Source organism: Sulfitobacter sp. 1A13679, assembly GCF_043557115.1.
Taxonomy (GTDB): Bacteria; Pseudomonadota; Alphaproteobacteria; order Rhodobacterales; family Rhodobacteraceae; genus Sulfitobacter; species Sulfitobacter faviae.
Window position 1 is genome coordinate 36288 of sequence record NZ_JBIFFO010000028.1, and the last position, 12289, is coordinate 48576.

8 protein-coding genes are annotated in these 12289 nt (G+C 64.0%); 4 read left to right on the forward strand and 4 right to left on the reverse strand.

Going from position 1 to position 12289, the window contains the following annotated elements:
• The first annotated feature begins 105 nt into the window (after positions 1-105).
• The 3 genes from ACGYLA_RS17745 to ACGYLA_RS17755 all read left to right on the forward strand — a co-directional run bounded on the left by ACGYLA_RS17745 (position 106) and on the right by ACGYLA_RS17755 (position 3249).
• Entirely contained in the window at positions 106-1122 is a 1017-nt protein-coding gene (locus ACGYLA_RS17745) for a C4-dicarboxylate TRAP transporter substrate-binding protein (protein WP_271689627.1), read from the forward strand.
• A gap of 97 nt (positions 1123-1219) precedes the next feature.
• Positions 1220-1849, forward strand: a complete 630-nt coding sequence (locus tag ACGYLA_RS17750) for a TRAP transporter small permease subunit (protein ID WP_067260512.1) — start codon at positions 1220-1222, stop codon at positions 1847-1849.
• A complete protein-coding gene (locus ACGYLA_RS17755; protein ID WP_394400591.1) occupies positions 1849-3249 on the forward strand; it encodes a TRAP transporter large permease in 1401 nt (466 codons plus the stop codon). The genes ACGYLA_RS17750 and ACGYLA_RS17755 overlap by 1 nt, the downstream gene beginning before the upstream one ends.
• Positions 3250-3255: 6 nt before the next feature.
• On the opposite strand, the gene ACGYLA_RS17760 is transcribed toward ACGYLA_RS17755, so the two are convergent.
• The 3 genes from ACGYLA_RS17760 to ACGYLA_RS17770 form a co-directional block, all read right to left on the reverse strand.
• On the reverse strand, positions 3256-4362 hold the full coding sequence (locus tag ACGYLA_RS17760) for an AI-2E family transporter (protein WP_394434229.1): 1107 nt from the start codon (positions 4360-4362) through the stop codon (positions 3256-3258).
• Between the two features lie 72 nt (positions 4363-4434).
• Positions 4435-7035, reverse strand: a complete 2601-nt coding sequence (locus tag ACGYLA_RS17765) for a chromosome segregation protein SMC (protein WP_394434232.1) — start codon at positions 7033-7035, stop codon at positions 4435-4437.
• On the reverse strand, positions 7032-8162 hold the full coding sequence (locus ACGYLA_RS17770; protein WP_394434234.1) for an exonuclease SbcCD subunit D: 1131 nt from the start codon (positions 8160-8162) through the stop codon (positions 7032-7034). Before ACGYLA_RS17770 ends, ACGYLA_RS17765 begins: the two co-directional genes overlap by 4 nt.
• 373 nt (positions 8163-8535) lie before the next feature.
• Between ACGYLA_RS17770 and ACGYLA_RS17775 the strand changes: the two genes are divergently transcribed.
• Positions 8536-11403 carry a response regulator gene (locus ACGYLA_RS17775; protein ID WP_394434236.1) on the forward strand — a complete coding sequence of 956 codons (2868 nt, stop codon included), beginning with the start codon at positions 8536-8538 and terminating at the stop codon, positions 11401-11403.
• Positions 11404-11969: 566 nt separating this feature from the next.
• Here the strand turns inward: ACGYLA_RS17775 and ACGYLA_RS17780 are convergent.
• Positions 11970-12289 (reverse strand): hypothetical protein (locus ACGYLA_RS17780; protein ID WP_394434238.1); only part of this gene is annotated, 320 nt, incomplete at its 5' end.

The following is a 12289-nucleotide window of genomic DNA, read 5'->3' on the forward strand; positions in this document are numbered from 1 at the left end:
CTGTCGTATTTGCGCGGCATGACGGGGTTGGCAGGCCAGCCCCCGCGGGGTAGCCTGTGCGCCAATCCGCCCACCCAAGGGCGGCAACTATGGGAGAGAGCCATCATGAAAAATCTGCTGAGCGGTGCCGCCGCCTGTGCGCTGACTGTCGCGTTTGTAAGCGAAGCTGCCGCGACCGAATGGAACGCCTCGGTCTGGGGCAAGCGCCGCGCCTTCACCGAACATGTGGAAAAGATTGCCGAACTGGTCTCTGAGAAGACCGACGGTGAATTCACCATCAATGTCAGCTACGGCGGCCTGTCCAAGAACCGCGAAAACCTCGATGGTATCTCCATCGGCGCTTTCGAGATGGCCCAGTTCTGCGCCGGCTACCACGCCGACAAGAACCGCGCGATCACCGTGCTGGAACTGCCGTTTCTGGGGGTGAGCAACCTTGAAGAGGAAGTCGCGGTTTCCAAAGCGGTCTATGACCACCCCGCCGTCGCCAAGGAGATGGCGCAGTGGAACGCGAAAATGCTGATGACCTCGCCCATGCCGCAGTACAACCTTGTCGGCACCGGCGATCCGCGCACAACGCTGGAAGATTTCGACGGCATGCGCGTCCGCGCCACCGGCGGTCTGGGCAAAGCCTTTGAAGCCGTCGGCGCTGTGCCCACATCCGTGACTGCGACCGAAGCCTATAACGCGATGGAATCGGGTGTCGTTGACACCGTGGCCTTCGCCCAGCACGCGCATCTGTCCTTTGGCACCATCAACAAAGCCGATTGGTGGACCGCGAACCTCAACCCCGGCACCGTGAACTGCCCTGTCGTGGTGAACATCGACGCCTATGAAATGCTGAGCGACGAAGAGCGTGAAGCGCTCGACAGCTCGGTCGATGAGGCGCTGGATCACTATCTCGCCAACTATGCGGAACTGCTGGAGAAATGGGATTCCGTTCTCGAAGAAAAAGGCGTGGAGAAGGTTGAGTATTCCCCCGAAGTCATCGCCGAGTTCAAAGAGAAAGCGGCCGATCCCGCGCGCGAAGCATGGATCGAAAACATGGAAGCGCAGGGCATCCCGGGTCAGGAACTCTATGACCTCGTGATGGAGACGCTGGAAAAAGAGCGCGCCTCGAACTAAGCCCAGCCGGGCATGACTGTGGGGGCCGTGCGGATTGACCGCGCGGCCCCTTCGACTTCCAAAACGCAACAAACAGACTTTCTGAAAAGGAGAGCCGATGGCCGGATCATCCGCCGTGCTGGAGGACAGCAGCCTCCTCAGCCGCCTCGACCGGGGCCTGCTGAAGCTGGAAACCTTCTTTGCCCTGATCTCGGGGCTTGCCGTTTTCTCACTGATGATACTGGCCGTCTGGTCCGTGGGAGGGCGCAAGTTCTTTTCCACGCCGCTGGCGGGCTATGTCGACTGGATCGAAGCGGCGATGCCTTTCATCGCCATCATGGGCATCGCCTATACCCAACGGATGGGCGGCCATGTGCGCATGGACATCCTGATCGGCCAGCTGAAGGGCCGCGCGCTTTGGGCGGCGGAACTGCTGTCGGTGGTGCTGATCCTTTTGCTGATGCTGGCGCTGACATGGGGCGCTTGGGCGCATTTCGACCGCAGCTTTGACATGAACGCCCCAATGTGGAGCCGCGACAGTTCGATCGACATCGGCCTGCCGATCTGGCCCAGCAAACTGGTGGTGCCGCTGGCTTTCGTCGTGATCTCTCTGCGGCTCTGCCTGCAAATTTGGGGCTATGGCCGGGCCTTGGTGCTGGGGCTGGAACGCCCCGTGGCCGTGCCGCTGGTACAATCGGCGGCGGAACAAGCAATGGCCGAGGCCGAACAACTGGATGGACGTGACTGATGGATCCTATTGAAATCGGCCTTTGGGTCTCGGGCGGTATGCTCGTCATGGTGGTGCTTGGCATGCGGGTGGCCTTTGCCGCGGCCATGGCGGGGCTTGTCGGCCTGATCTGGATTTTCTGGGCCAAGAAGGGCATGGAGTGGGACCAGCTTGGCTGGGCGCTGACCGTGGCGATCAAGACCGCAGGCCAAGTGCCGCACTCGAAGGTTTCGAGCCAGACACTCTCGCTTATCCCGACCTTCATTCTGATCGGCTTTTTGGCCTATTACGCGGGCCTGACCAAGGCGATCTTTGAGGCGGCGAAACGTTGGTTCGCCTGGGTGCCGGGCGGTTTGGCGGTCTCGACCGTTTTCGCCACGGCGGGCTTCGCGGCAGTGTCAGGCGCGTCGGTCGCGACCGCGGCGGTCTTTGCCCGTATCGCCATCCCCGAAATGCTCAAGATCGGCTATAACAAGCAATTCGCAGCCGGTGTCGTGGCGGCAGGGGGCACGCTGGCCTCATTGATCCCGCCCTCGGCGATCCTCGTGATCTACGCGATCATCGTTGAGCAGGACGTGGGCAAGTTGCTGCTCGCGGGCTTTATCCCGGGTGCCTTCTCGGCGGTGGTCTATGCGGTGTTGATCATCGGCATCGCGATGATCTGGAAAAGCGTCGGCCCGCCGGTGCGCGGCTTTACATGGGGCGAGCGTTTTGCCTCGCTCCCCGCTGCGATGCCGATTGTCGCCGTGGTCGTGATCATCATCTTCTTCGTTTACAACCCCTTCGGCGACGCTTGGGGCACCCCGACCGAGGGTGGGGCCGTGGGCGCCTTTATCGTCTTCTGCATGGCCGTCTTCCGTGGCATGCGGCTGGCCGAGTTGAAGGATGCTCTGTTGGAGACCGCGAAGCTGACGGTGATGATCTTTACCATCATCTGGGGCGTGCTGATCTATGTCCGCTTCCTCGGCTTTGCCGATCTGCCGGGCGCTTTTGCCGACTGGATCTCATCGCTCGAAACCTCGCCCATGCTGATCCTGATCTGCATTCTCTTGGCCTATGCCGTGCTGGGCATGTTCATGGACGCCATCGGGATGCTGCTCTTGACGCTGCCGGTGGTCTATCCGGCTGTTATGGCGCTCAACGGGGGCGAGATGGTCTCGGCCGCCGACAGTGCCTTTGGCATGTCGGGTCCGATGTGCGCGATCTGGTTCGGCATTCTGGTGGTGAAGATGGCGGAGTTCTGTCTGATCACCCCGCCAATCGGCCTCAACTGCTTTGTCGTCGCGGGCGTGCGCCCCGACCTCAGCGTGCAGGACGTGTTCCGCGGTGTGATGCCCTTCTTCATCGCCGATGCGGTCACAATCGGCCTTCTGGTCGCCTTCCCGCAGATCGTGCTCTGGCTGCCGTCCCTCGCGGGATAAGCGGCCCTAGCCACCGGGCTTTTCCGCGGCGGGTTCATCCGCCGCGGTTGCCGCCACATCAGGGGCGGATTTATCCAGAAAATGCCCGATCATGTTGAGTGCGGTCACGTTCTCGCAGATCACCTTGAAAACCACGAGGAAGGGCACCGCCACGAGCGCGCCCGCAATCCCCCAGAGCCAGCCCCAGAAGACCACGGTGAGGAACACCGCGACGGTGTTCAATTCCAACCGCCGCCCCACGAGGTAGGGGGTGATGAATTGCCCCTCGATCCCGGTGAGGATCTGATAGCCAAGCGGGGCGAGGATGGCATAGCCGACACTGTCGAAGGTCGCGATGGCATAGGCCCCCACCAGCACCGCGCCGATCACCCCGCCGATATAGGGCAGGAAGTTCAGCAAGAACGCCGCCAAGCCCCAGACGTAGGGCACGGGCAGCCCAAGCGCGAAGAGGTAGAGCCCCACCGAAATGCCCAGGCCTGCGTTGATGATGGTGATGGTCAGTAGGTAGCGCGACACGCGGCGCTCCACATCATAGACCGCTTTCAAGGCGCGTTTCTTGCCGGTGAAGGTCTGAAAGGACTGCACGAGCTTGAGGTAGAACAGATCGCCCGAGGCAAGCAGGAACAGCGCCAAGACCAAAGCGACCGCCACGGTGCCCCCGATCCGCGCGCCGGTGTTCATGGCGTTGTCCAGCAGGCCGGGCTGTTTGACCACCACCTCTTCGGGCTTCCCGCTGCCATTCTCGGTGCCGATCTGTTCGACCTGTTCGGTGGCCGAGCGGACATCCTCAACCGTCTGCGCCCAGCCCTGCAGCTTGCGCCGTATCTCGTTGCCCATGCTGGGGATTTCGTCTGACCAAGTGGCCACGGTGCCCGCCGACAGACCGGCCAGCACAAAGATGATCAGCCCGACACAGCCGATCAGCAGCACGGCGCCTAAAGGAGGGGAAATGCCGAACTTTTCAAAAGAGCGGATCAGCGGGCTAAGCGTCAGCGCAAGAAGGAAGCCCAATAAGATGGGCAGCAGCAAATCCTTGGCGAAATAGGCAGTCACGAAGAGGGCGATCAGAACGAGCACCTCCAACAGCCGTCTGATCGCGGCGATATCGTTCAATGTCTTCCCCCCAGATGCCCTGCGCATACGTCAGAAGGCTAACGCGGAACGGGGGGAAAAGTTCATTCGCGGCTAGGGGGCCACCGCTTGCAGCCGCAAAGCCTGCCCGCCAAGGGCGCGAAAGGCGCGTTGGCGGCAGGTCAGGACGATGATTTGCATATCCCCCGCCTGCCGGTGCAGCGCGTCGAACATCCGCTCGATCCGGTCGTCATCGGTAAAGACCAGCGCGTCGTCCAAGATCACCGGCGCGATACGCCCCGCCCGGGCCAGCATCCGCGCGAAGGCTAGCCGCACCAGCAGGGCCACCTGTTCCTGCGTGCCGCCCGAAAGCACCTCGATCGGCTCTTCCCGGCCCTCACGGATCAACGCATGGGGCAGGAGCGATTCCTCGCCCCATGTCAGTTCCGCATCGGGCCAAAGCAGTTGCAGCAGCGGTTTCAGTTCCTTGACGATGGGGGTGAAATAGCGCTCTCGCGCCTCGTTCCTTGCCTCCTGCAAGGCCTCTTGCAGCCGGGTCAGCACCGCGACCTCATGGGCGATCCGGGCAAGGGCCGCTTCGGCGGCTTGCAATTGGTCTTCGGTCTCGGCCAGCCGTTCCTCCACCGCGTCGCCCGAGGCGCGGGTGATGCGTTCGCTCAGCCGGGCGAGCAGGGGGTGCAGGCGGGCGATCTCTTCTCGGGCCTGCGCCTCGACCGATTCCGCGCGGGTGAGCGCGGCTTGAAGGCTGGCCGCATCCGGCGCGTGCTTGGCCTTTTCGGCATGGGCGAGGCGGGCGGCCTCCAGCGCGGCAGCGGTGGTGACGGTTTGGGCGGCGAGGTCTTCTTCTGTGACATCGCCCAGCTTGGCCTGCTGCGCCTCGGCGCGCTGCAGCCGGTCGCTTAGCGAGGCAAGCTGCGCCTCTTTGCCCGCCGCATCGGCCTTGGCATCGGCCAGCGCCTCGGCGGCAGTCTCACGCGCGATGCGGCAGCGCTCATGTACGGTCTGCGCGGTTTGCAGCGCGTCTTCGGCCTGCGCGAGATCCGGCGCGCCCGAGACCTCTTCCGGCGCAGGAATGGCGGCGAGGGCTTGGTGCAGCGCGTCGATCCCATCGGGGGCGAGGCTGGCCAGCACAGCTTTCGCCTCTCCCTCCCGCGCGGCGGCCTCGACACGCGCAGCACCGGCGGCGCGGGCCTGCGCCAGATCAGCCGCGCCGATCTCGTCGAGGGCGGTTTGCAACCGGGCCGCGGCGGCGTCGACGGAGCCGTCCTCGCCGCCGTCCGCGCCCGGCTCGATCTCCAAATCGCCGATCCCGTCGATCCGCAGGGTGGTGCGGCGCGGCAGGGGCAGGGGGGCGCCATCGGCCAAGGGGCCGTCATCGCCGTGGATGGCGCCTGATTGGCCGGGGGCGTAGCGGACTGTCACCTGCGGGGCTGCCGCGTCGCGGGCGGCGCGGCTGGCAGAGAGTTCGGCGGATAGTCTTTCCAACCGCTGCAGCGCCGCGGCGTCCGGGCCGGATTTGGCGGCGGCTCTGGCGCTCTCCATCCGGCGGCGGGCGTCTTCGGCCTCTTTGATACGCGCTTCGAGCGCTTGGCGTCGGTCAGCGCCGTCGCGGGCCGCACGGGCGCGGAGGGCGTGGCGGTGGTCATCCTCGGCGGTTTTGAGCGCCGTTCGGGCCTCGGCGGCGGCGGCCTCTGCGGCCTCCAACGTGGCGCGACGGTCTGACAGGGCGGCGCGGGCCGCCTCCGCCGCTTCGCGTGCTGCGGCCTCAGCGCGGCGGGCGGCCTTTTGCTCGGCCTCTCCGGCGCGGTAGTTGTTGAGACGCGATGTGGCATTATCGGCGTTGAGACGGGCCAGTTCCACGGCCCGGCTCAACGCTTCCATCTCTTCCGCATGGCGGGTCGCGGCGGCATGGGCGGCGCGGGCGGCCTCCAGTTTTTCGCGCCGTTCGGCGACCACCTCGGGCGCTTCAAGCTCGGCCAAGGCGCGCCGCGCGCGCTGGCGTTCGGCCAAAGCGTCTTGCAACGCGCGTGCGGTCGCGGCCAGTTGATCGCGCGTGGCCGTCAGCGCCTCGACCTGATCCTGCGCCTCTTTCCACGGCCCGCCGGTGCGTGGCCTTCCGGTGCTGGTGGCGTATTGGGCAAGCTCTTCGCGGCATTGCGCCAGCGCCTTGTCCATGCGCCGCCCGCCGGTCATCGCCTCTACCTCGGCCCCGACCGAAGTCATCAGATCGCGCCGTGCTTCCAGCGCCAGTTTCTCTTCCTTGGTCGAGCCGCCGGTCAGCGCGGTCATCCCCTGCCGCACCCAGATCAACCCCGAGGGGCCGCCCGCATCGCCGCCCAAAAGCTGCGCGATCCATGCTTCGGCCTCATCCGCCTGCGCGATCAGCTTGCCCTCGCGGTGCACGGTGGCGAGGGGCTTTTGCAACCAGCGTTTGTGCAGGGCGAAACGGCCCGCCTCGGTCTCGACCTCGATGGTGACCTCAGGCGCGCCGCCTGCATGGGGGCGCAGGGCCGATACCTCTTTGTCGCGCGAACCGAAGGGTTTGAAAAACAGCGCCTGTATCGCATCGAAGAGAGTGGATTTGCCGTGTTCATTCGGCTCGCTCAGCACGTTGATCCCATCGCCGATCCCGGTGACCTGTGCGGGGTCGGTGAAACGGCGGACGTTGTTGAGGGTGATGGCGCGGATTTTCATGTTTTGGCCCCCTGCACATAGGCATGCAGCCGGGCCAGCGCGTCGGCGGCCACGTCACGTTCGGACTGGGAAAGGGTCTCGGACTGCGCCTCGCTTACCAAGGTCTCCGCCGCCATGCGAAGCGCGCCGCCGCGGTCGATGTCGTCGAGGTCCGCAGCCTCATATTGCGTGCCCAAGCCGTCAGTCTGAAGTTCGAAATGCGCGAAATCGGGGGCGCAGGATTCGGCCGCGCGGGCAAGGGCCGCCCGATCGGAAAGCCCCGCCCAGCCGGACGCTTTGACGCGCAGCAGGTGATCGCGCCTGCCTGCGGCGGGCAAGAGCGCTTGCAATGCCGCCGCCGCGTCTTGCCGGGGGTGCAGGGTGACTTCGGCTTCCGACCACAGGAAGCTGCCGGTCTCGACCTCTTCGACCGTGGGCAGGGCGCCCGGAGCTGACACTTCGACAGCAAGGCAGACGCCGCGACGCCCATGTTTGAAACGATCCTGCTCGGGCGTGCCGCAGTATTGCACCCGGTCCGAGACGGTCATCCGCCCGTGCCAGTCGCCAAGCGCGAGATAGTCCAGCCCCGCGCGTTGGTCCCGGTCGGGCGCGATGGCGTCCCCGCTTTCGGTGAAATCCGTGACCCCGCCATGGGCAAGGCCGATCCGCAGATGGCCCTCGGGGGTGGTCATCCGGTCCAAGGGCGCGCTTGGATCGCTGGCGCCTGTGCGAAAGGCAATGGGGCAGGGCAGTAGGCTGACGCCCGTGGTGATCTCAGTCGGGACGGCTTTGGTAAGGGCACGCAGATTGGGCGGCGCATCGCGGGCGATGACCTCCCACAGGGGTTCGGCATCGCGCAGGTTGTCGTGGTTGCCGGGCAGGAGCCACCATGTCACCTCCGCCGCCTCGCCCATGGCGGTGAGCGCCTGCCGCAGCACGCTGGCCGAGGGTGTCGCGGTGTCGAATGTATCGCCCGCCAAGAGCACATGCGCCGCCCCGTGATCCCGCGCGGCCTGGGCCAGTTTGGCAATGGCGCCATGCCGCGCTTCCATCAGGCGCCCCCGGATATTGCCATCGGGCGCCTGCGGGATATTCGCGAATTTACGCCCGATGTGCAGGTCAGACGCGTGGATGAAGCGGAATGTCATGCGGGGGTCCTGAATGGCTTTGGCAAAGGGCGGGGGTTCAATAGGCAGAGGGCAATGGTCGATCGGCTGCGCGGCCAGCCGGGGCGGCCCATCGCTGCCTCCCCATTCATCGCAAACTCAGCGCGGAGTGCAAGGCCATGCAAAATATGCGGGAATTTCTGGCACTCGGCAGATTGCGCGCTAACTATGCCCGAAACGCGTTCGAAACGCAGCGGCGCCATTGCCCAAACCCGACAGTTCCGAGATAGGATACCATGTAGACCCGCATTCGAAATCCGCCCCAACGTGGCGGGCACCGCTTGTCAGCTGCGGGCGTCCTTGCGCCCTTCGGCCTGTCGACCAGCACTTTCCATTGGATAGAAGACCCCCCAATATGAACCACGACTTTGAAAGAATCCTCCAAGCTGCGCCGTCGCCTTTCGTGTTGTTGGACAGTGCGCTTCGGGTGGTCTGGGCCAATGACGCCTATCTGCAGGTGACGGACCGCAAGATGGAGGGGCTTATTGGAAAGAACCTCTTCGACGAGTTCCCCTCGGACCCCGAAAGCGAGTCGGGGCGGATGCTGCGGGCGTCTTTCGAGCGGGTGTTCCGCGATGGCACCACGGATCACCTGCCTGTCATTCCCTATCCGATCGACACGGCCGACGGCAAAACCGAAGACCGCTATTGGAGTGCGACCCATACGCCGATCCTGGGCCCGGAAGGGGAGGTGGAATTCCTTTTGCAACACACGCAGGATGTGACCGAAGCCTATATCGCAGAGACCCCCGGCGAAGAGCGAGCGGGCTCTGCCCATGCCGCCGTGATGCGCCGTGCACATGAGGTGACGCAGCAGAACCTAGAGCTTGATACCGGCATAAGCCTTTTCAAGATGATCTTCGAACAGGCGCCGAACTTCATGGTCACCCTTATGGGGCCGAACCACGTCTTCCGGACGGTCAACGCCGCCTATATGCAATTGGTGGGCCAACGCGAGCTAATTGGCAAACCCATCCGCGAAGCCTTGCCCGAAATCGCAGGCCAAGGCTTTTTCGAAATGCTGGACGAAGTCTATCGGACCGGCAAGGCCCTTAGCCAGCATGGGGCCGAGGCGTGGCTGCAACGCAGCGCAGATGGCCCGGCGGAGCGTGTCGTCGTCGATTTCGTTTTCCAACCGCTCGACAATGTGCGGGGCGAGACCATCGGCATCATGATCCAAGGCAATGACGTGACCGCCCATAAGCTTGCCGAAATCCGGCTGCGCGAGGCCGAGAAACGGTTCCGCACCATGGCGCATACCATGCCGGTTCATGTCTGGACCGCCACCGCCGATGGACATTTGGACTGGATCAGCGATCAGGTCTATTCCTTTTCCGGGGCCGAGCCGGGCAGTCTGGTGGGGGATGCTTGGCCGACGATCATTCACCCCGATGACCGTGCGAAGGCCTTGACGACTTGGGCCCATGCGGTGGAAACTGGATCGGTCTATCAAACGGAATTCCGGCTGCGGCGGGCCGATGGGGCCTATTGCTGGCATCTGGTTCGGGGCGCACCGATTAAGGATGAGCATGGCGCGCTGATCCGATGGGTCGGCACGAACTCCGACATCCACGAGCAGAAAGAACTCTCCCGCCAACTGGCCGATTTGAACACGACGTTGGAAGAACGTGTCGAGAAGCGCAACCGTGAGTTGGAAGAGCTGCACGACCGATTGGCGCAGAGCCAGCGGGTCGAGGCGGTGGGCAATCTTGCCGGGGGCATCGCCCATGACTTCAACAATCTGTTGCAGGTGATGACCGGCAGCCTGACCATGGCCGCGCGCGAGATCGCCGCGGATTCGCCTGCGCGGGTGCGGATCGATGCGGCGATGCGCGCGGTGGAGCGCGGTGCCTCGCTCTCTTCGCAACTGCTCGCCTTCAGCCGCCGCCAGCCGTTGCAACCCCGCTCGATCGACCTGCGCGATCTGCTGCGGGATATCGACGACATCATGCGCAGCGCCTTGGGCGAGGGGATGGAGGTCGAGATCGACACGCCCGAGGCCCTCTGGCCCGCCTATGCCGATGCGGCCAGCACCCAGAATGCGGTGCTGAACCTCGTGATCAATTCGCGCGACGCGATGGAGGGGCGCGGCAAGCTAAAGATCGCTGTCGAAAACCGGCACGTCGGCCCCGAAGAGCTCTTTGGTGAGCCTGACATGGTGGCGGGCGACTATGTTGAGGTCAAAATCATCGACCAGGGGCCCGGCATCCCGGCCGAGACGCTGGCCAAGGTCTTTGACCCTTTCTTTACCACCAAACCCGTGGGGAAGGGCACCGGGCTGGGCCTGTCCACCGTCTACGGCTTCGCGCGGCAATCGGGCGGGCGGGTGACCATCGCCAGCCGCCCCGGCGCGGGCACGACGGTGACGTTGCTGTTGCCGCGGGCCGAGACGGCGGCGGAACCATTGCAGTGGCACGACCCATCCGAGATCGCAGGCGGGAGTGAGACCGTGCTGCTGGTCGAAGACGACGCCGAGGTGCGCGACGCCACCGCTGCCTTGCTGACGGATTTGGGCTATAGCGTGCGCACCGCAGAAGACCCCACCGCGGCGCTCAAATCAGCGCGGCAAGCACCGGACTTTGACCTTGTGATATCGGATGTCGTCATGCCCGGCGAGTTCAGCAGCCGCGAGATGGCCGAAACCCTTCAGGCCGAGCGGCCCGATCTGCCGATCCTGTTCATCTCCGGCTATTCGCGCGATGCGATCGTGCGCGATGGCCGGGTCGACGCCGGGGTACAGTTCCTCGCCAAACCCTTCACCAAAGACGCTTTGGCGATCAAGGTGCGCGATGCGCTGTCTTCGGCCCCGGTCGCCTCGACCAAGACTCCGGCGCAGGAGATACCCGACCGGCCCCGTCATGTGCTGCTCTGCGAAGACGACGCGCTGATCCGGCTCGATCTGGCGGATATCCTCAGCGGGCTTGGCACTGAAGTCACGGAAACCGCCTCGGGGCAGGAAACCTTGGATAGGCTGCAGGCTGGCGAATACGACGCACTGCTGATCGACGTGGGCCTGCCAGATATCTCAGGCGAAGAGGTGGCGACCCGGGTCCGGGCAACGCATCCCGATATCCCGATCATCTTTGCCACCGGCCAAGCAGAAGTGCCCGCCGCCGAGGCGCTGGGCCGCTGTGCCGTGGTGCAGAAACCCTTCGGCGACCGCGACCTTGAACGGGTTTTCACGCGTTTGGGCATTCTGGCGGAAACGGCGACGGCGGTATGACGCGGCCAGCCGCGCTTCGCGACATCCCGCGCGGGGGCGGCTGCGGCATAAGAACAGCTTGCGCCACCCCTGCAAAGCCGTGCAGAAGGCCGTGACCCAAAGACGGAGCCCGCCGCATGCACGAGCAAAAGCTCACCCATGCCGAGGTTTACCGCGCCGCGCGCCTAAGCGTGGCACCCATGATGGATCGGTAGGGTGTTCTTTTTATCGTTTTGCTTCAGTGTCTTACAGACCATCTCCGAGGTTTGTAGCGCTCTAGTAGCACAGTTGGGCGCTCAAAGGTTTGAGCTTAGTTTCCAAAATTGATCGCCGCACCGGATGGGGCTCGATGCCGTCGAGGGCAATGGCTGGGTGGCTTCTCGTTTGAGGCTTTGAGCAAGAACTCGACCGGGAAATCGCGATGCACGCAACATTTTTCTGCGCCGGCGCGGCCTGTGCGGTTTTGCTCACCTACGCATCGGCGATACTCTGGTTGGAATAGTTGAGTGGAACCTTTCTGCCGTTCGCTGCAGGCGCTCAGTTTTCTCTGCGGATGTAAGAACTTGGGGATAGAAAGCAGAAATCCGTCATTCGCTGCGTGCTGCGTTAACGCCAGCTGACAGGACTGAGCGGACTTTCATTACTCCTGCAGCGAAACGTTTGATCAAACTCTTTCTACCATTCGATTGACGCATGATCGTGTCGACGATATCTGCCGTCTTATGGAAAACACTACGACCATCGCAATGAACTGGTGGCTGGCCTCCTGACAGGGTGGCCGGATGACCAAACGTATTCCGAGGCCGCCGCACGGGCGGCCTTTTGTTTTCCAAGCTTCCCGACGCGCTGCCTCTCAATTCATGAGAACACGCAAAATGAACAGACCAACCATCCTGACAGGCGATCG